Source organism: Variovorax sp. SG517, from assembly GCF_013376045.1.
Taxonomy (GTDB): Bacteria; Pseudomonadota; Gammaproteobacteria; order Burkholderiales; family Burkholderiaceae_C; genus Variovorax.
In genome coordinates this window covers 1-20,685 of sequence record NZ_JABMJG010000018.1, presented here as the reverse complement: position 1 = coordinate 20,685, position 20,685 = coordinate 1, and the positions used below count along the sequence as shown (strand labels likewise).

The 20,685-nt window shown below is 65.6% G+C and carries 27 protein-coding genes, 1 tRNA gene and 1 pseudogene; 15 read left to right on the top strand and 14 right to left on the bottom strand.

Annotation, left to right across the window (positions count from 1 at the left end):
* The first annotated feature begins 7 nt into the window (after positions 1-7).
* The 12 genes from FHT32_RS33635 (at position 8) to FHT32_RS33580 (ending at position 9,411) form a co-directional block, all read left to right on the top strand.
* Positions 8-889 (top strand): alpha/beta fold hydrolase, encoded by an 882-nt coding sequence (locus tag FHT32_RS33635; RefSeq protein WP_176668876.1) that lies wholly within the window; start codon positions 8-10, stop codon positions 887-889.
* The gene (locus tag FHT32_RS33630; protein WP_176668875.1) at positions 889-2,193 is read left to right on the top strand and encodes a Zn-dependent hydrolase; all 1,305 of its coding nucleotides are present in this window, start codon (positions 889-891) and stop codon (positions 2,191-2,193) included. Before FHT32_RS33635 ends, FHT32_RS33630 begins: the two co-directional genes overlap by 1 nt.
* Positions 2,190-3,128 carry a cupin domain-containing protein gene (locus FHT32_RS33625; protein ID WP_176668874.1) on the top strand — a complete coding sequence of 313 codons (939 nt, stop codon included), beginning with the start codon at positions 2,190-2,192 and terminating at the stop codon, positions 3,126-3,128. The genes FHT32_RS33630 and FHT32_RS33625 overlap by 4 nt, the downstream gene beginning before the upstream one ends.
* Before the next feature lie 91 nt (positions 3,129-3,219).
* A complete protein-coding gene (locus FHT32_RS33620) occupies positions 3,220-3,486 on the top strand; it encodes a hypothetical protein (protein WP_176668873.1) in 267 nt (88 codons plus the stop codon).
* 175 nt (positions 3,487-3,661) lie between these two features.
* On the top strand, positions 3,662-3,922 hold the full coding sequence (locus tag FHT32_RS33615) for a hypothetical protein (RefSeq protein ID WP_176668872.1): 261 nt from the start codon (positions 3,662-3,664) through the stop codon (positions 3,920-3,922).
* A gap of 87 nt (positions 3,923-4,009) precedes the next feature.
* Positions 4,010-4,207: a hypothetical protein gene (locus FHT32_RS33610; RefSeq protein ID WP_176668871.1), complete on the top strand. Its 198-nt coding sequence runs from the start codon at positions 4,010-4,012 to the stop codon at positions 4,205-4,207.
* A gap of 112 nt (positions 4,208-4,319) precedes the next feature.
* The gene (locus FHT32_RS33605; RefSeq protein ID WP_176668870.1) at positions 4,320-4,781 is read left to right on the top strand and encodes a hypothetical protein; all 462 of its coding nucleotides are present in this window, start codon (positions 4,320-4,322) and stop codon (positions 4,779-4,781) included.
* 98 nt (positions 4,782-4,879) lie between these two features.
* Entirely contained in the window at positions 4,880-6,412 is a 1,533-nt protein-coding gene (locus FHT32_RS33600; RefSeq protein ID WP_176668869.1) for a sensor domain-containing diguanylate cyclase, read from the top strand.
* A gap of 165 nt (positions 6,413-6,577) precedes the next feature.
* A complete protein-coding gene (locus tag FHT32_RS33595) occupies positions 6,578-7,651 on the top strand; it encodes a putative FMN-dependent luciferase-like monooxygenase (RefSeq protein WP_176668868.1) in 1,074 nt (357 codons plus the stop codon).
* Positions 7,652-7,667: 16 nt separating this feature from the next.
* On the top strand, positions 7,668-8,345 hold the full coding sequence (locus FHT32_RS33590; protein ID WP_176668867.1) for a CMD domain protein: 678 nt from the start codon (positions 7,668-7,670) through the stop codon (positions 8,343-8,345).
* Positions 8,346-8,358: 13 nt separating this feature from the next.
* A complete protein-coding gene (locus FHT32_RS33585; RefSeq protein ID WP_176668866.1) occupies positions 8,359-8,970 on the top strand; it encodes an alkylhydroperoxidase domain protein in 612 nt (203 codons plus the stop codon).
* Between the two features lie 364 nt (positions 8,971-9,334).
* Positions 9,335-9,411 (top strand) — tRNA-Arg (locus FHT32_RS33580).
* Between the two features lie 306 nt (positions 9,412-9,717).
* On the opposite strand, the gene FHT32_RS33575 is transcribed toward FHT32_RS33580, so the two are convergent.
* The 14 genes from FHT32_RS33575 to FHT32_RS33515 form a co-directional block, all read right to left on the bottom strand.
* Positions 9,718-10,782 (bottom strand): tyrosine-type recombinase/integrase, encoded by a 1,065-nt coding sequence (locus tag FHT32_RS33575; protein ID WP_176668865.1) that lies wholly within the window; start codon positions 10,780-10,782, stop codon positions 9,718-9,720.
* A 316-nt stretch (positions 10,783-11,098) separates the two neighbouring features.
* Positions 11,099-11,806: a hypothetical protein gene (locus FHT32_RS33570; RefSeq protein ID WP_176668864.1), complete on the bottom strand. Its 708-nt coding sequence runs from the start codon at positions 11,804-11,806 to the stop codon at positions 11,099-11,101.
* A gap of 23 nt (positions 11,807-11,829) precedes the next feature.
* On the bottom strand, positions 11,830-12,099 hold the full coding sequence (locus tag FHT32_RS33565; protein ID WP_176668863.1) for a hypothetical protein: 270 nt from the start codon (positions 12,097-12,099) through the stop codon (positions 11,830-11,832).
* A 272-nt stretch (positions 12,100-12,371) separates the two neighbouring features.
* Positions 12,372-12,578, bottom strand: coding sequence for a hypothetical protein (locus FHT32_RS33560; protein ID WP_176668862.1), 207 nt, complete (start codon positions 12,576-12,578; stop codon positions 12,372-12,374).
* A complete protein-coding gene (locus FHT32_RS33555; RefSeq protein ID WP_176668861.1) occupies positions 12,575-12,721 on the bottom strand; it encodes a hypothetical protein in 147 nt (48 codons plus the stop codon). Before FHT32_RS33555 ends, FHT32_RS33560 begins: the two co-directional genes overlap by 4 nt.
* A gap of 2 nt (positions 12,722-12,723) precedes the next feature.
* Positions 12,724-12,930 (bottom strand): hypothetical protein, encoded by a 207-nt coding sequence (locus FHT32_RS33550; RefSeq protein ID WP_176668860.1) that lies wholly within the window; start codon positions 12,928-12,930, stop codon positions 12,724-12,726.
* A 14-nt stretch (positions 12,931-12,944) separates the two neighbouring features.
* Entirely contained in the window at positions 12,945-15,800 is a 2,856-nt protein-coding gene (locus tag FHT32_RS33545) for a toprim domain-containing protein (RefSeq protein WP_176668859.1), read from the bottom strand.
* A gap of 7 nt (positions 15,801-15,807) precedes the next feature.
* Positions 15,808-15,942 carry a hypothetical protein gene (locus FHT32_RS35245; RefSeq protein WP_256099270.1) on the bottom strand — a complete coding sequence of 45 codons (135 nt, stop codon included), beginning with the start codon at positions 15,940-15,942 and terminating at the stop codon, positions 15,808-15,810.
* Positions 15,942-16,265, bottom strand: coding sequence for a hypothetical protein (locus tag FHT32_RS33540; protein WP_176668858.1), 324 nt, complete (start codon positions 16,263-16,265; stop codon positions 15,942-15,944). Before FHT32_RS33540 ends, FHT32_RS35245 begins: the two co-directional genes overlap by 1 nt.
* The gene (locus FHT32_RS33535) at positions 16,262-16,636 is read right to left on the bottom strand and encodes a hypothetical protein (protein WP_176668857.1); all 375 of its coding nucleotides are present in this window, start codon (positions 16,634-16,636) and stop codon (positions 16,262-16,264) included. Before FHT32_RS33535 ends, FHT32_RS33540 begins: the two co-directional genes overlap by 4 nt.
* 93 nt (positions 16,637-16,729) lie before the next feature.
* Positions 16,730-17,053 (bottom strand): ogr/Delta-like zinc finger family protein, encoded by a 324-nt coding sequence (locus FHT32_RS33530; RefSeq protein WP_176668856.1) that lies wholly within the window; start codon positions 17,051-17,053, stop codon positions 16,730-16,732.
* On the bottom strand, positions 17,050-17,253 hold the full coding sequence (locus FHT32_RS33525) for a hypothetical protein (protein ID WP_176668855.1): 204 nt from the start codon (positions 17,251-17,253) through the stop codon (positions 17,050-17,052). The genes FHT32_RS33530 and FHT32_RS33525 overlap by 4 nt, the downstream gene beginning before the upstream one ends.
* 50 nt (positions 17,254-17,303) lie before the next feature.
* Positions 17,304-17,501, bottom strand: a complete 198-nt coding sequence (locus FHT32_RS33520) for a hypothetical protein (protein WP_176668854.1) — start codon at positions 17,499-17,501, stop codon at positions 17,304-17,306.
* Positions 17,502-17,536: 35 nt separating this feature from the next.
* Positions 17,537-17,743 carry a hypothetical protein gene (locus FHT32_RS33515; protein ID WP_176668853.1) on the bottom strand — a complete coding sequence of 69 codons (207 nt, stop codon included), beginning with the start codon at positions 17,741-17,743 and terminating at the stop codon, positions 17,537-17,539.
* 93 nt (positions 17,744-17,836) lie between these two features.
* Between FHT32_RS33515 and FHT32_RS33510 the strand changes: the two genes are divergently transcribed.
* From FHT32_RS33510 to FHT32_RS33505, 3 genes and pseudogenes are all read left to right on the top strand, one after another.
* A complete protein-coding gene (locus tag FHT32_RS33510; RefSeq protein ID WP_176668852.1) occupies positions 17,837-18,181 on the top strand; it encodes a helix-turn-helix transcriptional regulator in 345 nt (114 codons plus the stop codon).
* Between the two features lie 406 nt (positions 18,182-18,587).
* A pseudogene (locus tag FHT32_RS35535) lies at positions 18,588-18,740 on the top strand (AAA family ATPase); the annotation flags it as partial.
* A gap of 465 nt (positions 18,741-19,205) precedes the next feature.
* Positions 19,206-20,381, top strand: coding sequence for an ATP-dependent endonuclease (locus FHT32_RS33505; protein WP_256099269.1), 1,176 nt, complete (start codon positions 19,206-19,208; stop codon positions 20,379-20,381).
* Positions 20,382-20,685: the final 304 nt, after the last annotated feature.

The following is a 20,685-nucleotide window of genomic DNA, read 5'->3' as shown; positions in this document are numbered from 1 at the left end:
GCCGACGATGAGTTTCGCCACCACCCCCGACGGCGTTCGCCTCTACTACGAGACTGCGGGCAGCGGCACGCCGATCGTGTTCGTGCACGAGTTCGGCGGCGACCACCGCAGCTGGGAGCCGCAGATGCGTTACTTCGCGCGTCGCCACCAGTGCGTGACCTTCGGCGCGCGGGGCTACCCGCCCTCGGACGTGCCGGCCGACGTGGAGCGCTATTCGCAGGCCATCGCGGCCGACGACATCGTGGCCGTGATGGACGCGCTGGGCCTTGCGCGCGCGCACATCGTGGGGCTGTCGATGGGCGGCTTCGCGACGCTGCATTTCGGCCTTCGGCATGCGAAGCGGGCCTCGTCGCTGGTGATTGCCGGCGCGGGCTACGGTGCCGAGAAGGCGCACGAGGAGTACTTCCGCGGCGTTTCGCTCGAGGTGGCCAGGCAGTTCGAGGCGCAGGGCTCCGAGAAATTCGCCCGCACCTACTCGCTGGGCGCGAGCCGCGTGCAGTTCCAGAACAAGGACCCGCGCGGCTGGCAGGAATTCGCGACCTGGCTGGGCCAGCACGATGCCGTTGGCGCGGCCAACACCATGCGCGGCGTGCAGGCGCGGCGCCCCTCGATCTACGACCTGGAAGGCGACCTGCGCGCGATGGCCGTGCCCTCGCTCGTGGTGGTCGGCGACGAGGACGACCATTGCCTTCAGCCCGGCATCTTCCTCAAGAAGACGCTGCCGGCCTGCGGCCTCGCCGTGATGCCCAAGACCGGCCACACGCTCAACCTGGAAGAGCCCGCCGCGTTCAACGCCTTGCTGGCCGAATTCTTCGCCCAGGTCGAGGCCGGCCAGTGGAAGCCGCGCGACCCGCGCGCGCTGCCCAGCCAGATCATGAAGACCGACTGATGAGCGCGGCAACCGCCTCCGCCGACGCCGTTGTCGCCGCCGCCGAGGGGCAGGGCATCTGGCGCATCGACGCCGACCGGCTGTGGGACCGGCTCATGGCGCTCGCCCGCATCGGCGCCACGCCGGGCGGCGGCGTGAACCGGCAGGCGCTGAGCGCGGAAGAGATCGCGTCATGGCACGCGATGATCGGCTGGGCGCTGTCGGCCGGGCTGGAGCCGTCGACCGACGCGGCGGGCAACCTCTTCATCGCGCTGCCGGGTGCCGACCGCGAGGCGCCGCCCGTGCTCGCGGGCAGCCACCTCGACAGCCAGCCCGGAGGCGGGCGCTTCGACGGGGTGTATGGCGTGGTCGCGGCGCTGGAGGTGCTGACCACGCTGGCCGGGCGCGGCGTACGTCCGCCGGTGGACATCGTCTGCGTGGCGTGGATGAACGAAGAGGGCTCGCGCTTCGCGCCGGGCATGATGGGCTCGGAAGCCTTTGCCGGCGTGCGCAGCCTGCAGGCCGTGCGCGAGGCGCGCGATGCCGAGGGCGTCGCGGTCGGCGACGCGCTCGATGCGCTGCATGCGGCTTTTCCGGAACTGCGCCGGCGCCCGCTGGGCTTTCCGGTGGCGGCCTATGTCGAGGCGCACATCGAGCAGGGGCCGCTGCTGGAGGCGCACGAACGCGTGATCGGCGTGGTCACCGGCATCCAGGGCAAGAAGACATTCGATGTCGTGATCGAAGGCGAGCGCGGCCACGCCGGCACGCTCGCGATGGCGGACCGGCGCGACGCGCTCGCGGCCTTCTCGCGCGTCGCGGCGGCGCTCTACGCCGAGATCGGCGGTCATGACGAGGCGGTGAAGTTCACCATCGGCCGGCTGCAGGCGGAGCCCAACGCGCCCTCGGTGGTGCCCGAGCGGGTGGCGTTGCGCATCGACCTGCGGCATCCCGACAACGCGGTGCTCGACCGTCTGGGAAAGCGGTTGGTCGAACTGTGCGAGTCGCTCGCCGCGCCGTGCCAGGCGAGCGTGACGGCCCTCGTCGATGCCCCGTCCAACGGCTTCGACGCGAAGCTGCAGCGGGCGATCGCGGATGCGGCCGAGCGCATCGGGCAGCCGCACATGCCCATTCTCTCGGCCGCCGGCCACGACGCGCGCCACCTGGCGCCGCTGTGTCCCAGCGCGATGATCTTCATTCCCTGCCGCGACGGCGTGAGCCATGCGGAGCACGAGTGGGCCGAGCCCGCGCACGTGGCGGCCGGGGCGAACGTGCTGCTGCGCGTGCTGTTGCCCTATGCAAGGGGCGGAATGGGAGACGAGCCATGAATGCCGCCGCTGCCGTCGACATGGCCGACCTGCCCATGCAGCACCCGCGCGCGCCGGCCAGCGCGGCGCAGGCCAGGGCGCGTTTCTTCAACTCCGGCAACGCCTTCGACGTGAAGCTGCCCGAAGTGCCCGCGCGGCTCTTCGCGCCGCCTCCGCAGGGGCACCATGGCGTCTTCGACTGCGACCAGTCGCGCGCGCTCGACTGCGGCTTTCCGGCCACCACGCCGCTGATGCTCGCGCGCTATGTGCGCATCGCCGCCCGCGATGCGCTGCTGCCGCTGGATGTGCGCGCTACCGGGTCGGTCTGGTACGTGATTTCCGGCAGCGGCAGGCTGGCGGGGGCGACCGACGGTTTCGCCTTTGGCCCGGGCGACGTGTTCCTGCTGCCCGGCGCATCGGGCTACCGCATCGAGGCGGGCGCCGAGGGCGCGCTGCTGTGGACGGTCGGCAACGAGCCGCAACTGGCCTTCGAGCGTGCGCAGCCGGCGCCGGTCGACGGGGCGACCATCGATGTCGTGCACTATCCGGCCGCGGAGATCGAGCGCCAGTTCGAGCTGATGTTCTCTTGCGCCACGCGCGACGAGACCTCCGGCCGCGCGCTGATCTTCTCGTCCGACCGCCAGGCCGCCGCGCGCAACCTCACGCCCACGCTGACGCTGAGCTTCAACACCCTGGAGCCGCACACGCACCAGCGCACCCATCGCCACAACTCGGCCGCGGTGACGCTGGTGGTGCAGGGCGAGGGCTGCCACTCGGTGGTGGGCGACGCGGTGTGCCCCTGGACGCCGTGGGCCACGCTGGTCACGCCGCCCGGCGCGCCGCATTCGCATCACAACGCCGGCCCGCGCGGCGCACGCTTCCTGATCGTGCAGGACGGCGGTCTGCACTATCACGCGCGGACGATGGGATTCGAATTCCTCGAGGCCATCGGCTGAGCGGCGCCTGCCTGCGACGAGCGCGGGCAGGGAAGCAGAACGTTCACGCCCGCTTCTTCGGGCTGTCATTCGGGCGCGCCACCATGCGCGCATGGCCGGCCAACTCATCTCCATCGCCCTGACCGTAGAACAACACGAGGCGGGCGACTATTTCTGGGTGCTGCTGGAATCCTTCGACAACTCGATGGAGTTCGAGCCGCTGATGGAAGCCGCCACCGGATTCGCCACCTACGCCGAGGCCCTGCAGGCGGGCTACGTCGTGCTGAAGGGCCTCTCCGAAGACCTGAACGTCGGACCCCGCGAAGAGGCCGGCGACCTGATTTCCACCACGGAAACCGCAGTCGGCAATCCCCGCTGAGAAGCCACGGGCTGCCCGCCGGAATGCCCGGCGGCTGTCAGCGGGGATCGGTCCCGGCTGACACGCACCCCATGGACCGACGACGAGATTGAGCCTTCCGGTCATCGACGTTGCCCCAGCCACGGGGGCCATGGCAATGCTCTCGACCCCAGCGACAACAGGTCAGGGAGTGCGCATGGTTGAGTATTTCAGGGTAGGTCTTCCGTACATCCGCATCCGCTTCAGGGTGCCTGCACGGCGCGGCGGCAGGGTCGAACTGCAGGGCCGCTTCGGAGTCATCACCGGTGCGAGCGGCGAGCACCTGCTGGTTCGCTTCGATGGAGAGTCGGCGGCCTCCATCGTTCATCCGGTGGAGGCCAACTATGTGGAGGCGGGGGAGGCGATCGAGCCGCCACGCGACCTGGGCGAGGGTAAGAGGCCCCCGCCGGCGGAGTAGGGCCGGCGATGCATCGAGGGTAAGTCCCTGCAACTTTTGTCTACAGCAGAGCTATCTTGAACTTGTGACCAACTGCTGGAGACGATCATGTTGATGGTTACAAAAGTGGCGGCGGTCAGCATGACTGCCATCGTCATGGGCGGCACGCCTTCGCCGGGCAGCGACCCCGCGGGCTTCTCGTTCGTCACGTCGCCGGTCGCGGCCGTACAGCCGTCTCCAGGCCTGCCGAGCCAGCCTTGCGTGAACGGGTGCAACGTCTGGCGGATGATCCACGAGCGCCGTTGAATCGGCCGCTCCTGCCGTTTGCAGGCTGGTTAATGGTTGCCAAAGACTGTATATTCGTACAGTCTTTGGCTGCAAGCCCGATCGGCGCCCCCGTGCGCCTGGGCGATGAACCATGAACCAGTTCGAGCTTTTCTTCCCGAGGGCTGCGGTGGCAGCCTTGCCTGTTTCCATGCCCCAGCCGCATTTGCCGCCATTGCCGCCATTACCGCGGTTGCCGGCGGAGCCGCCGTTTCCGCAGACGGCGCACGAGGAGCCGTTCCGGTTCGAAGACGTCGAAGTCGAGGCGCGCTTCGCCTACACCGTGCGGCTCGCGGACTATTCGCATCCGGCAGCCGATGCCGTGAAAGTCGCCGAGCAGCGCTTCCGGCGCGAGCTCGACCGGCAGCTTGGCGACGACGTCGTCGAGGCGCTGCGCGCATTCCAGAACGCGAGCGAGTCGAGCGAAAGCGACCTCTCGAAGGCTGAGATCGCCATGGCCAGGCGCTGGGCCAAGGCCTACGATGCGGCGCGCACCGCGGGCTTTCGCGACCTGGGTGAAACCGACGAGGCCTTCTTCGACGTGCGGCCTGTCTGAGCCGTGTAGCTGGCGGCCACGCCGGATTGCTGCGAATCCGGCCGGAGATGTGTCAAAGTGCGCAAGGCGCCCAGACATCATTGTTCCGAAAGCAGGCAGTGTTTCGTCGACCATCCATCACCTTCCGGACGACGGCCTTCGTCGCCGTCGTCTGCCTCGCCCTCGTGGCGCTCGACTTCCTGAACAGCTGGCATTCGCGCGCGGTCCAGCTCAAGCAGATGAGCGTTGCCACGTCGAATCTCGCGCGGGCGATGGCGCAGCAGGCGGACGACACGATCAAGCAGGCCGATACCGCGCTGATCGGCATCGTCGAGCGCATCCAGCACGACGGGACGGGGCCCGCGGCCCTCGACCGGCTCCACAGGCTGCTGGCGATGCGGGTGGCCGAACTCCCGCAGCTCGACGCGCTTCACGTCTACGACAAGGACGGGAACTGGATCGTCAATTCCCGGCAGGAGTCGCCGCAGAACCTGAACAATGCGCTGCGCGAGTACTTCGTCTTCCATCGCGAGCACACGCAGCGCGGCCCCCACATCGGCGTGCCGGTGAAGAGCCGGACCAACGGCAAGCTGCTCATTCCCGTCTCGCGGCGCATCGACAACCCCGACGGCAGCTTCGGCGGGGTGGCGCTCGCGACGATCGACGTCGAGTTCTTCGGCAAGTTCTACGACAGCCTCGACATCGGCGAAGCCGGCGCCGTGGCGCTGATCCTCGAGAGCGGGACGATGATGACCCGCCGGCCCTTCAGCGTCGACTCGGTCGGGCGGAACATGCGCGACACCGGGCTTTTCCGCGCGTACACGACCCAGGGGCCGGTCGGCACGGCCGAGATCCTGTCGGCGCAGGACGGCATCACGCGCCTGAACAGCTTCCGGCGCCTTGCCAACTATCCGCTGTTCGCCGCGGCGGCTCTCTCCAAGGACGAGATCCTGGCCGCCTGGTGGCAGGAGACGCTCTGGCACACCGGCGGGGTCATCCTGCTGACGTCGATCGTCGGCTTCGTGGGCTGGCGGCTGATCAGGCAGATGGAGCTGCAGAACAAGACCGAGGCCGAGCTGCGTCGCGCGCGCGACGCCCTGGAGACGCTCAACAAGACCCTGAACACCCTCGCCATGGAAGACGGCCTCACGGGCCTGGCGAACCGCCGGCAGTTCGACGTGACGCTGGACAGCGAATTCAGCCGCGCCATGCGGGACGCGAGCACGCTGGCGCTGATATTGATCGATGTCGACTGCTTCAAGCAGTACAACGACATCTACGGCCACGCGGCCGGCGACGAGTGCCTGCAGACGATCGGGCGCACCATCGCAAGCCTCGCGGCCCGGCGCCCGGGCGATCTGGCCGCGCGCTACGGCGGGGAAGAACTGGCCGTGATCCTGCCGAAGACCGACGTGGCCGCCGCCGCCGTCCTCGCGGAAAAGATCCGCAGCGCGGTTCGCGACCTGAAGATCGTGCATGCCGGCATGCCCGAGGGCTTCGTGACCCTGAGCGCCGGCGTGGACGCCCTCAGCCCCGCCAAGACCACGAGCCCGCCGAAGGAACTGATCCTGTCCGCCGACAGGGCGCTCTACGCGGCCAAGATGGCAGGCCGCAACCGCGTCTGCACGGCCATGCATCCGACGCAGACATGAGCGCGGGGGCTCGCGCGGCTGCGGCGCCGCGCGGGAGCGATACGCGCAAAGCGCAGGAGCGATACGCGCAAAGCGCATAAGCAAGCGCGATAAGCGGATTTCCCTCCGCACCGCATCACGGGCAAGACTCGAAGGCCAGCCACAACACAGCCTTCAGACCTCCGGATGCCCGGCACTTCCCATTTCCCACGCCCGCTTCGCCTCGGCTTCTTCAGTCGCCTGCTCGACGACGTTCCCGCCGCGCAGCGCTACCGCCTGGCCGCCGCGCAGATCGCCCACGCCGAGGCCTTCGGCTTCGATTCGGCCTGGGTGGCGCAGCATCACTTCCATGAGCACGAGGGCGGGCTGCCGTCGCCTTTCGTCTTCCTGGCCTACGTGGCTTCGCGCACGCGGCGCATCCGGCTCGGCACGGGCATCGTCACGCTGCCGCTGGAAAACGCCGTGCGGGTGGCCGAGGATGCGATCGTGCTGGACCTGCTCTCGGGCGGCCGGCTCGAGGTGGGCGTGGGAACGGGCGGCACGCCCGAATCCTTCGCGGCCTTCGGGCTGGACGGCAACGACCGTTCGGCCATCTTCGCCAGGCAGCTCGCCGCGGTGCGTTCGGCATGGGCTGGCCAGCCGCTGGCCGGCGGCGACACGCTGTACCCCACGGGCTCGCAGCTGCTGGGACGAATCTGGCAGGCGACTTTTTCGGTGAGCGGAGGCACGCGCGCGGGAGAGGCGGGCGACGGCCTGATGCTCTCGCGCACGCAGCCGCGTCCGGGGCATGCGCCGCATGCCTCGCTCGCGGAAATCCAGAACCCGATCGTCGATGCCTACCTTGCGGCGCTGCCTTCCGGCCATGCGCCGCGGATCGTGGGCTCGCGCAGCGTCTTCGTCGCGGACACGCGCAAGGAGGCGCTGCGCCTGGCCGACATCGGCCTGCGCCGCTCGGCGGCCCGCTTCGCGGCCTCGGGGCAGGCCGGGCTTGCCGACCGCGCCGGCCCCGACGCGCCGCTCGAACAGCTGATTGCCGAGTACGACGTGCACGTCGGATCGCCGGAAGACGTGATCGCCTCGCTGCGCGCCGACAGCACGCTCGCGCGCGTGACCGATCTCGTCTGCCAGGTGCATTCGGTCGATCCGCCGCACGAGGCGATCCTGCGCTCCATCGAACTGACCGCCACCATGGTCGCGTCGGCCCTGGGCTGGACGCGCGGGGCGAGCGCGCCGGATCTCCAGGCACTCGCACTTCTCTAGCTGCATTCCTTTCGCCATGAACGCCATCGCTTCTTCCTCTTCTTCCGCCTCCTCTTTTTCCTCGGCTTCCCTTGCTTCTGCGGTGCCCGACGTCATCGACCGGCTTGCCGGCATCGAGCCCGGCAGCCACCTCGACCGCATCCGTTCGCAGCGCGAGCAGGCACGCATCCATGCGCAGCAGAGCTACCTCGCACTGTTCGCACCGACGCCGCCGCTGTTCGGGAACTTCGAGATCGCGGACCGGTTTGCCGTCGCCGCCTTCGTCGCCGGACTGCACGGCCAGGCGGACGTGGCGCGCTTCTACGCCGATGCGCTGCCAGGGCAGGGCGCCCGCGCAGGAGTGGCCGAGGCCATCGGCGCGGAAACGAAACGGGGCAACGCACAGGGCCCCTATGGCCGCTATCCCGCCGGACCGCTCAGCGCCGAGGATGCGGATGGTGCCCCGTACACGGTGAGCGACGCGCAGCGCGCGGTGTTCGGCGAGCGGCTTTCGGCCGGCCTCGAGCACGCACACTTGCTCGTCTTCCACCCGCGCGATGCGAGCGCCGCGGCGCTGCAGTCGCTGCTGGACGCGGGATGGTCGAGCACCGAAGTCGTGACGCTCTCGCAGCTCGTGGCGTTCCTCGCGTTCCAGATCCGTGTCGTCAGCGGCCTGCGGGCCCTGGCGCAACGCCCCGTCACCCTCGTCGATTGATCGGAAGAACACCATGAGCGCCGAATCCGTGTTGAACCACCCCGGGAACATTCATCCGAACGCCTTCACGCAGGCGCAGCTCGAATGGCTGCCCTGGCTCGAACCGCTGCCCGAGGCCGACCTGACCGAGCGGCATTTCGCGGGGCTGGTGGACGCATCGCGAGCGAAGTCGCCGTACTTCCGCCTGCTGGCGCGCGACCCGGACATCCTGGGCGCCCGCACGCGCACCGACAAGGACATCTTCTACAACCCCGAAGCCGGCCTGCCGCGCGCCGAGCGCGAACTCTCGGCCACCGCGGCTTCACGCTACAACGGCTGCATCTATTGCGCCTCGGTGCACGCGCGCTTCGCCTCGCATTTCTCGCAGCGCACACAAGACGTGCAGAGGCTGCTCGACGAAGGCGTGGAGGCCGAGCTTGGCGAACGCTGGAATGCGATCGTCGCGGCGTCGGTCGCGCTGTCCGCCACGCCGTCCGCATTCGGGCCCGAACACGTGGCGCAACTGCGCGCGCAAGGACTGGACGATCTTGCGATCGCCGACGTCATCCACGGCGCTGCCTTCTTCAACTGGGCGAACCGGCTGATGCTGTCGCTGGGGGAGCCGCAGCAGGCCGCAGGCAGCTGACCGGCCTCACGGCAGCAGATTCAGCAACCAGGCCAGGAACTGGCCGATGGCGACCAGTGCGGCCCAGACGGCGCGAAGGGCGCGGAGTGCGTCGAGCAAGTTCAGGGTCCTTCAGCGGCGGGGCTGCGGCGTCTCGGGGCAAGGCTGGAGGTGGCGGTGCATCACCAGGAGGTCCAGCGTATCCGGCCAGTTGGGTGGAAATTTGGAGACTGTTGCCGCGAGCGAGCTGGCGGGCCTGACGACGCGCTGCGCAATGCCTCGCAGCCGCCGAACCGATACGCGGAACTCGGTAGAATTCGCGCTCGTCCGTGAGAGCATTCACGCTCAAGTCATTGATTTTGCTGGCTTCTCTCCAGCTCCAAATCTGCCCGTAGCTCAGTTGGATAGAGCACCTGCCTTCTAAGCAGGTTGTCGGGGGTTCGATCCCCTCCGGGCAGGCCAACTTTCATTCCCGAGCAGTTCCCGCCGTCTTTTGGGGCCGGTTTTGGCCCTTGCGGTGGCGCATGCGATCGGGTGATCGGCCTTCCGGGATACAGACTACAAACGAAAAATGCACACAGCCCGCCATGTGACTGTCTGCATTTCGATTTTTTGGTCGGGGCGAAAGGATTCGAACCTTCGACCCTCTGGTCCCAAAACAGTGGGTAAACCTATATAAATCAACGGGTTGCCGACGTTTTGTCTAACGCGGATTTTCGATTTTGGGTGTGTTTTTCCCTCTGAGGGCATTTCCCCGTTAGACAGGTTTCAGCGTGTCGCGCCGGTCTTCTTCGCCCGCTTGTGACGCACGTAGTCGGCCGTCTGCGTCTGGGTGCTGTGGCCCCCCATAGTCTGGGCCTGGCCGATCCCGCGTTCGCTGACGCCATCGATGTCTGTGAGTGCCTTCGCGCGCAGGTCGTGGAAGTGCGCGTTCTTGACCTTGGCTCGCTCCCGCGCGCGGGTCCACGCGGTGGATGCTCCGTCGTAGGTGTAGGGCTCGCCCTTGAGTGTCGAGAAAACGTACCGCATGCTCACCGGCTTCGTCTTTCGCGCCTTGCCTCGACGGCCAGGCACTGGCGGTGGGTGCCTGAGGCGCTCGATCACGGCCTGCAGCTTCGGTGTCCACTCGATCAAGATCCGGACCGCCGTCGTGTCCTCCGTCTTCGACGGCTCGAAAAGGATTCCTTCCTTTCGGATCTGGGTCCACTCAAGGCCCAGCAGATCGCTGATTCGTTGGCCGGTCAGATATGCCATGTCGATCAGGCAACAGATGGTGTGTCCTGAGCGCGTCCTGTTGCCATCGTCGCCATAGCAGGCGGCAACCTTGATCCGGCGTAGCTCGCTATCCGTGATGTACCTCGTGCGGGCTTTCACCTTCTTCGTCTTGACCGAGTCGACCGGGTTGCTTCCGGCGGGCCTGAAACCCTTCACCTCGGCGAATCGCATGCGCTCGCGCAGCGCCGCACGGTAGGCGTTGTAGCTGCGCGGCTGCTCGTCCCACGGTTCAAGGAACTCGACGACGACAGGGGGCGTGACATCGCGGGCGCGGAATTCGAGAAACGCCTCGGAGATCGCCTTGTTGTGCGTCCTGTGGTCCGCCTGTGACTTCTTCCCGTGCTTGCTGCCGATCTCCTTCATCCAGTCGGCGCACACCTTGGGCATCATGTCGTCGAGCGCCTTGTCCGTCTCGATCTTGGCCAATGCCAGGTACATCGACGACAGGCCTTCCTTGATGCGGCAGAGCTTGGTCCACTTCCGTTTTTCGCCCAACGCGGCGACGTGGTAGTAGCTGCCGTTCTTCTCATAGACCCTCGGTGGGAGGTCACGCTTCATGATCTCTTCCTCGCTACTGGTCGAAGTTTGGGGCCGTTGGCCGGCGCGCGGGCACCGGCGCAGATCGCATCGTAGTGAGGGCGCTCGAGGATGACGCTTCCGTCGAATCGAGATCGGCGCGCTCTGTAGAACCCTTGACGTAGAAGCTCTGCGAGCTGTTCGGCCGCGCGCCTGTACCCCGTGAGCTCTTGAAGCTCACAAGGGGTCAAGATCGCCCTCCCGTTCTGGCGCGCAGGTGTGGCCAGCGGGTGTGTCTTTACCGCAATCGCCGCCGACTGGCTTCCGTCATGGATAGGGCCTTCGATCTCGACGGACTTCATGCATGCGTTCCTTGTTGTCGGCATGAGGCCAGTAGAGGCGTCACAGGTGGCAGCGACAGCACGTTCTCGCACAGCGCCTCGAGACTTCCATCGTTTCGCAGATCGAAGTCGACAGTGATCTGGTGACGCTCGCTGCTGTGGTGCGCCGTGTCGGCGCTGAGCGGCGTCGCGTTCGGGCTGTGAACCCGTACGACGCTGAGCTGGACGCCGAGGGCGCGCAGTGCTGTCACCTCGACGGGATCTCGCAGATCGGTGATCGCGAAACGACGGAACCCGACTGCTGCCTTCCTGGCAATCCAGCGCGTGGCGATGTCGGCGTAGTAGCTGGGCCGGTACCGGCGCCGGAAGTCCGCCCAGTGTTGCATCGCCCAGCGCGGACTTCGGGGCTCGTGCAGGCTTTCGCCGGCGTCGAAGCACCAGCTGATGAAGGCCGGGTCGCTGCACATGCCCACGGCGAGCGCCGGGATGGCCCATTCCTTCGTCGGCCGATGGTCGAGCATCCGCTCGTCGATGCGCCACGCTGCCGCGATCTCGCGGCGCAGACCGTCGGCGAACGCGATGGATTCGAACTGGCAACGGTTGACCAGTACAGCTGCGGCACTGTCCTTGCCTGCGCCGGTCTTTCCGGTGAAGGCGATCACGATGATGCTGCGTTGTGAGCTGCTGCTGGCGGGGCGCGGGGATTCGATGTAGACGCGGTTCATGTTGACTCTGTGAAAGGATCTGATCAGTCGTCATCGCGCTCGCCTGCGGCGGCGCGCTTGCGGTCGATGAAGGGAAGGCAGCCGGCGGACGGCTGCAAGGGACGGCAGGACGGCGCGCGCGGCGCTGGTGCCCTGCCTGCGGCGGCGGGGTGCCGGGCTGCAATGCGCACCATCCGGCTGCGCACGCGGTCCTGCATCACCGCCTCGAAGTCGTCGGCCCAGCGAAAGCGCTCCGCCATGCGCGCGCAGGCCTCGCGCAGCATCTGGTCGGTGGGCTCGGTTGCGTGGGCCATAAAGGCTCGAAGCGATCAATGCCAGCCCGGCATGTCGAGGTGTCGGGCGTTGGGCCCACAGCTGCTGGAAGCCGCTCGGGCTACATCCAGCGCCTCGGGCTGACCAGTCAGGCGAACTGCTGGGCTGTCGCAGAGCAGCCGACCGGCAAGCGCCGTCGAGTGCCTGCACAGCTCGCAGGCGCGGAACAGAGTTCCGAATGCATGCGCCTCGGGCCTGCCGTGCACGAGCAGCGCGGCCGGCGCCTCTGGCGCTGTAGCGACGTCCACGCAGCTCATTTGCCGCCTCGCGCGGGCATGGGTACCACGTTGTCCAGTTCGAGGCTCTGCTGGCGCTCCTGGGCCTTGCGGTTCGCCTCGCGCGTCAGCGCGGCCCGCGCCACCTTGAACGTCTCGCGGATGTTGGTGTGGTACGAGTCCCGGTACTTGAAGCCGGCGGCGTACACGCCGCGCGTCGGCATGGTCTTGCGCGCGCCGGTCATGCGGACCTCCGCACGCTGAGCAGCCGCAAGTTGCCGAAGCGCTCGAAGGCGATGCCTTCGGCTGCGGCGCACGAGGCTGCGAGCTGGGTGTAGCCGTAGAAGACGCCGGCGGCGTCGATGACCTTCACGATGTAGGCGTGCATGGTCAAACCTCCTTTGCAGAGTTGGTGGTGGAAACGGGAAAGGGAGCGGGCTCCACGCGGTCGACGAGGCGCCCGAGCGCGGCCTCGGCGATCTGCTGGGCGGCGAACGCGTCGCGGGCCCGCAGCTGGATGAAGAGCGCGATGGGCGCCTGGCCGGGGACCGTGTGGCGGTAGTGGCAGCGGAACGGCTGCGCGGCGGTGATGTGCATGGGAGCCTTCGTGGTCAGGCGCCGCGCCCCGGATGCTCGAAGACCCAGCAGTGCACGGTCTTTGGGGTGTCGGGGCCTTCGGCGTTGGGGGTGGTCCGGATCGCGCTGTTGACCGACTTGATGTCGACGAAGCGCCGGGTCTTGCTGGTGCGCAGCACCTTCTTCAGCTCCGCCAGCAGGGGGATCTGCTGGCGGTGTGTATTCGCCTTCTCGACGAACTCGTTGAGATTGACGGCGATCTGCTTGCCGTCGCGGCTGTGGTTGAGCAGTGGGCGGTCGAGATGGCCGTGCTTGACCGACTCCACGCCCAAGGCGTCGAGGTAGTCGAAGGCTTCCCAGAACTCCTGCACCAGCGGGTGGTCGGCGTTGATGGCCTGCTGCCGCTCGCGAGCCATGGCGACGATCTGCGCCTGCACCTGGCTGAACTGTTCATCGGACAGCGGCACCACAGCGCGCAGCGCCTTCGACATGGAAAGCAGCTGCGCGTGGTTCTTCGCGATGCGTGGCTTGTGGATGCCGTCCTGCGCGAGCAGGAACTGAATGTTTTGGTCGTGGTCGGCCGCGATGGTTGCCATCACGTCCGCCTCGCGCTTGAGCGCGGCCAGGATGAAACCGCTGACCTGCTCGATCTCGATCTTCTCCAGCGCCTTCGCGCTCTCGTAGCTCGCGGTCGTGAACCCTCTTGTGTCGAAGGTCATGTGGCAGATCCGCTCCATGATGGCCTGCGAGGCCTGCACCTGGTTGTTCTGGCTGATGACGATGGACGCGCGAAAGGGCGGGTCGTAGGTCTCGTTGCCGCCGGTCTTCACACCGGTGGTGCGGATGCTGTTGCCGTTGTAGGCGTCCTTGAGCTCGTCCCAGTCGAAGCTCTTCACGTGCGCCTGACCTCCGCTCTTTGTCTCGCGGTCGGACTCGATCAGCACGATGGGCAGGTTGCTTACCTGCGTGAAGGTGCGCAGCCGGCCGGCCGAAGTCGACTTCGACGGATCAAAGCCCTCGTAGTCGCGCCCGCACAGCTTCCAGAGGAACTGGATCAGCGTGGTCTTGCCCGAGCCGGGCTCGCCCACGATCTCGAGGAACGGGAAGCTCTGCTGCTCGGCGCGCACCTGCTCGGCGAACAGGCTCCCGAACCAGTAGGCGAGGGCGATGTAGCCTTTCGCGCCGAAGGCGGACCACAGGTGCTTCTGCCAGGCGCGCTCGTAGCCTTCACGGTCGGTGTTGACCTGCAGCTGGATCGACTTTTGCAGCGTCTTGATCGACAGCTTCTCGAAGTCGAAGTAGTCGTCCTTGTTGGCCTCGTGGATCGCGCCCTCGCGCACCGCGACCTTGCCCAGCAGGTAGGTCTTGTGCACCGCGCTGTAGCCGATGAAGTCGACGGTCTGGACGGTTTTGATGTTGTCCAGCTGGCGCTGCATCATCACCTCGAGCTGCTGGCTCGAGCCGCTGTAGATCGCGCCGGCGGCCATGTGCAGCAGCTGCTTCTTGAACTCGCTGCCCGTGGTCAGTTGGCCGGCGGTGAAGGTGCCCTTGACCTCGGGTCCGTCGTGCGGGAACGTGACGCGGAAGTAGTACCAGGCCTCGCCGGTGACCTCGTTCTTCTGGTAGTAAAGGGCCTGCGGCTTGCAGTTGGCGATGGGCTGCAGCACGCCGGATTCCTTCAAGGCCTGCGTGCGCAGATCCTCGTCGCCCATCGGCGGCGTATGCCCCTCGGCGATGGCCTGCTTGATCCTGTCCTCGGCCTTGCCGAACCGGTCGAGATCCAGCTTGAACCAGTACAGGCGGTTGACGTGGTCGAAGTCGAAGCTCTGCTTGCCGGTCCGGTTGTAGATCAGCAGGGCCTTGTCCTGCGGCGTGGCAGCCAGCAGCAGGGCGCCGTGGTAGCGGTAGTCTTCGAGGTGGTTCTCTTCGAGCCTGCCGCGCTGGTGCAGGTCGTTCCAGTCGACCTTCGCCTTGCCGCGTTGCGGGATCTGCGCCGCCGAGCAGACCCAGCCGGCCTCCCGCGCGCGCCTGACGTACTTCAGGGTGAAGTCCTGGCCGGCCTTGTCGCCATCGAAGGCCCACACCAGCCGGGGCAGGTCGACGGCACCGTTCTGGCCCTCGACCACGGCCTTGACCTCGGCCAGGGCCTTCTCCGGGTAGTTGTTGCAGCTCAGCAGCGCCACGGCCGCGATGCCGTGGTGCGCCAGCGCGATGGCATCGAAGATGCCCTCTACCAGCCACAGCTCTTCCGGAGGCGGGCTGGAAGGCCGCAAAGGGCCCGCAGGTGACGCGGCCTGCATTGCCTGGGCCATGGCCGTCTCGGGTGTGGCCGGCGGCGGCGCAACGAACGAGAGGCCGGGCATGGCCCACCACGTGCCCGCGTAGCTGCCGCCGGCCTTGAAGTTCGCCTTCTTCTTCCCGAAGCGATGCGGCCGGTCGAAGAAGCGTTCCCACCAGGTGCCGGCGAGCTGGAATCGCACGGTGCCCGTGCCGGCGCCGTTGCCACGGTCGGCGCGGGCGTCGAAGTAGTGCTCCTGGGTGTAGGTGCCCTTGATGAGCGAGAGGTCGAAGCCGCGCCCTTCCCGGAGATAAGCATCGGCGGCGGCGGTGGGGTTCTGCTGCTCCGACGGCTTGTCCTGTTCGGGCTTCTGGTAGCGCTCGGTCCACGAGTTGAAGAAGTCCGGGTAAAGGTCTTTTGCGTGGGCTTCGTAGCCGCAGTTGTTGAGCCGGTCGCACCGCACTACCCACGGGGTCGCGGCATAGGTCCACAGCGACTTCTTCCCGCAGCTCGGGCAGATGCCCTTCTGCAGGAAACGGCCGTCCGACGTGCGCTTGAACTCGTAGTCGTTCGCCAGCGCGTCGGCGATGTCGTCGAGAAGATCTCCGCTCATGAATTCCTCAGAGCAGCCCAGCCAGCGCGAGCGCGCGGCCGAGCAGGGCGGAGATCAGCACCACCACGAGGGCGGGCAACAGAGAGCGCGCGGCAGCGGCCAGCGCGCGCATCAGCAGCAGGCGAGCGAGCTGTGAACCCATCACGCAGCTACCCTGCTGCGACGCGCCAGTACGGCCGCATCAGCAGCCTCGGCGGTAGCTGCGGCACGGTTCAGGCTTGTGGCGAGCGCGCGGGCATCGTCCGGGGTGATGTGCAGCGGCAAGATCCCGGCGGTTGGGCCCGAGCCGACGATCACCAGCACGAAGGGGCGATGGCTTCTGTTGCTGCCGCCTGCGCTGTGGTACGAGTAGACGTCGAGCCCGACGCCGGGCGTCGCGTCAGGATTGCCGCTCTGCTTGTGGCAGATGGTTTGGCCGTGGGCGACCCAGTGATTGCCGCCTTGATCGAGGACCCGGGTGCTCATCGTGCGTCACCCGCCGCGCGTACAACCTCAGCCAGGACGGCGGCAGGATTGGATTCGACGTCGTGGGCGGCGTCGAGGAGGCGGGCGGCGAGGTCGCGCAAGCCGGCGGCATGGAGCGTCAAGGTGGCGCGCAGCTCAGTGCCGGAACCGATGTCGATCCGCAGCTGGGCAAGATCCTCTTTGGCATCGCGGTACACGCTCGCGCGGCCCATCGGCGGGCTGCATTCGTCTTCGTGTTGTCGGTCGGCCGATGCTGTGCCTGCAAAGGCGTCCGTCGAGTCCGCGCCGAAGCGACGTTGTCTGGCGTACTGCGGCTCGAGGGGCACCTGCGCGGGGCGCGGGGCGAGGTAGCTGGGTGCTGAGTCGTTCATGTGAAAACCTCCGGGGTGAGCACGTCCCGCAGGGCCTCCGAACAGGCACCGCAGGGGATGGGGAAGGGGAGATCGAGCGGGCGCTCGAGCGCGCTATGAAGGGCCGTCGAGGCCGGCCGGCGCGAAGAGGTCACGCGTCTCGGGCGGGGTCATCAAGGGCGTGTGCTCGGCTGTGCTGCCCGAGCGGATTTGCTGGGCCAGCACGTCGCGCCGCATGTGCGATGCGAGCGGCAGATGTACGGTCGGCGCAGGCGTTGCCGAAGGCGAGATCGTCATGTCCGCCTCGGCGGTCGCGCGCCACGTGTGCCCGCATTCGAAGTTGCCGCAAACGACGTAGTGCTGCGACACGGTCGGCGTCATCACCTTGGTGGTCCGGATGGACCCGAGGTGGTCGCAGTGAGGGCAGCGCAGTCTCATCCCGGCTCCGAGGGCGCAGGGCGCCGGTCGACGAGGTAGAGGGCACGGCCGCGCCCGGTAGTGGCGCGCGCGGCGCGGCGAAGCCGGGCCTTCACCAGCCATTCGGCGGCGGACTCGAAAGAGGGGAACCCGCGCTCCAGCTGCACGCGCTCGATCAGCGCGTGGTCTTCATCTGTGAAGGTGATGGTGTGCTCGGGCATCTTTTCGGCTGCTCTTGTTGCGCCGTGGGGCGGCTGTATGCGGCCTTCCTTCAGGCGGCGCGCTGGTCGAGACTCGGCTCATGAACCAGCCCCAGCACCTGACGCGCTTCGCGCAGAGCCAGTTCGCGCAGCAGCGTTGCGAGCTGCTCGCCCTGGTAGTTCGCCATGGCCTGAACGAGGCCATCCTCGTAGTCGTCGAGGCGGATCGTGTAGCGGTTGGAGCGCACGCGCTTGGGATCGGGGTACATGGGTGGAGCCTTCCGAGGATTGCTGCAGCGAAAGGTCAGGCCGTGAGCGGCGTGTTGGTGCGGTCGCATTCGTCCAGGCCGCGAAGGGCGGCGAGTCGAACTACGGAAGCCATGGATCGCTGCTCGCGAGCGGCGCGGCTCTTAAACCGCTCGAGCTCTTCAGGATGCAGGCGCACCGCAATGGGCTTGTCGCTGACTGCACCGTTTGGTGCGCGTCGAACAGGAGTTTTGGCGGTTTTCATGGGAGGCGGCGGCACTCGTGGCTGTGTATGCTCATGAGACAGAAAATTGCACAGTGAAGCCATTCTTGCGAGAAATTTCTCGCAAGTCAACATATGAGTGAGAAAAATCGCGCGGCTGTTGGTGATCGCTTGCGCGAGGAGCGCGATCGAACGGGCCTCTCGCAGGAACAATTTGCTGCTGCACTCGACGTGTCGCGGCGGACGCTGCTCGCTTGGGAGAAAGGTGAGCAGTCGCCCAACGCCGATGCGCTAGTCGCAGCGGCTGATCTCGGCGTCGATGTGCTCTACGTCCTGGTGGGCCAAAGAGCTGCGCCGGTTGAGAGCCGACTGACACCGGATGAGGCCGCGCTGTTGGACAACTACAAGCATTCGGATGAAGAGGGGCGCGCTGCGGCCCGGAGGGTGCTTTCTTCGCTCGCGAAACAAAAGACCGGGTAGCAGGCGATCTCCATGGTTTCAGCTTCTATGGGCCCTGCTCAGGTGGCTGGGGACCGGTGAGTGGTTTGATCCCAAGGATACGAGCCAAGCAGCGCACAGCTTGCTTGATTTCAATGATTGAGCTGCTTGGAGGACGGTGAACATGAAGTTGAGCACGGCGACATGTTGAGATCGGGCTCTACCAGAGTACGTCCTCCTCATGCCAGTCATTAGACCCAAGGGCGCCCTCAAGCCGGCGCAGTTGAAGAGTCAATGCACCGATCGAGCACTTTCGCGGCTGGTGCTCGGATCGAGCGCGCAGTGAGACGCGCTGACCTCTACGGTTGTACTAGGGAAAGCTCTGTCTTTACAGTGCATTCCTTGATTGCAGACAGACTTAGACACGGACGGATCATCGTAAGGCACCATGCGTATTTGTCATGTCACTATCGAGAACCACAAGAGCTTTAATGAAGCGCAAACTCTTCATTTCAATGAGGGGTTTAATCTAATTCTCGGGGGAAACAATGCAGGCAAATCAACTGTTCTTGAAGCGCTCGACCTAGCGCCCTTGAACAACGACCCCCATCGCTCGAGCATCACCCTCCCATCATTCGGAGATGTTCCGCGTGGGTCTTCAAGAGGCGAAGTTGGAATCAAGACTTCTACTCTGGAGTTGGCGCGAATGTATGGATCAGAACAGTTTGGGCTACCAATCACCAGCCCCAGTGGAGGCACCCACGGTATTGATAGCCACCTCGATCGGATCTTTTTGCAAGATCCGGAGCTCCAAGTGAATCTGACACTTGAGCCACGTGGTCGGTCAGCGGCTTTCTCCTCCAGCACTGTGATTCAAGGGTCCATGTACGAGTGGGACTCTTCTCTAACTTCTGGGTTTCGCGTTTCCCCTGGCGGTATTGGTCAATACACGACTTCTGCCATCGGACCGCAATCGCTAGGGCAAGGCCTGAAGAACTTGGTGGATCGGTGCGCGGCGAGAGTTTATCGATTTGGGGCTCAACGCAGGCCCGGATCAGAGTGTGGAATGGTGAACGATCTGGTGCTCGATCGTGAGGCGGCGCGGCTGCCCTATTTCATCAACCGTTTGCAAACAAGCGATGCTCATGGACATCGGAAGCTTTGCGAGTGGGTCCAACGCATCTTCCCTGATGTTTCATGGGTGCAAAGCACGCCGATTCCCAACAACGTTTTTGCGCTCTATTGCCTGCCTCATGGTCCGGAGGCTCGACGTCAGGATCTGGCTACACCCATCGGCCGAATGGGCACTGGTATCGGAAATGTTGTCGCAATCCTCTACGTTCTATTGACAGCACGCGAACCTCAGGTCATCGCAATTGACGAGCCGAACGCGTTTCTACACCCGCGCGCTTTGCGTGAGCTTTTGGCAATTTTAGAGTCCGAAGGTAAGAGTCATCAGTTCATATTGACAGCCCATTCTGCCGACGTTCTGACGGCTGTTGATACCTCGACGATCAGTTTTCTGGATCTTGAAAACTCGGCCACGGTCGTAAAGCAAGCCACGCGCGAAAAGTTGCATACCATTCGCGGGGAACTCGCACGCCTAGGCATAAGTGTCACCGATTTACACGGAAAGGATCGAGTGCTATGGGTCGAGGGGCAAACAGAAGAGCTTGTCTTTCCTGAAGTCCTTCGCTATGCGTGTCCTGAAATTGCCGCAGGAACAGCGGTGCTCCGGGTGGAGCGAACCGGGACATTTGAAAAGAAGAACGGCATGCCGCCGGATGAGATCGTTTCGATCTATGAGCGCTTGTCGACGTCTGCAGGCCTAGTCCCGCCGATGATATGTGTACTTCTTGATGCCGAGAAAAGAAAAAGGGAGGACAAGGTTCGCATTGAGTTGCAGTCTAAGAATCGGCTCCGATTCTTAGATCGACGTATGCTGGAAAGCTATTTGATCGAGCCTCACGCGATTCATGCTGCACTCAAAGAACTAGGTTGCGAGTGCGAGCTTGCACAAGTTGAAGCCGCGCTCTCGGGCTTCGATCTGAGCAGGGAGGCGGAAATTGACGGTGCAAAGGTGCTCGAGCAGTTGTTCTCTGCTGTCTCGAACGCGACTCAAGAGTTTAGAAAAACGCGCGACGTGCCTACCCTTGTGTCTTGGCTGATCGCGAACAATCCGCTCCATCTTGACCCGCTCAGAGACTTTCTGAGAAGGATCCTGCTCGTCACTTCGAGTTAGTGAATCGCCTGGAGCAAGTAGCGCTGCCGCTGGGTGAATCGGGGAGCAGTGAATCGATGTATATCGCGATACGAGGTGCCAATGCCTAGTCTTTCCCTTACGCCCATGCTGGTTCAGTACTTGGTAGGCGCCTGTTGTTCCAAGGTAAGCGTCCCGTGAACCCATCTTGAATCGGCGTTAGGAGCAAAGGATGCTCGTGTCCACTAAGACTGAACCGACCCCCAAACCTTGGACACTGTCTAGATCATGCCAACTGGATGGCGTCCTTCATCCTGTACTCAACGGGGCTCAGTCCTCCTAGCCC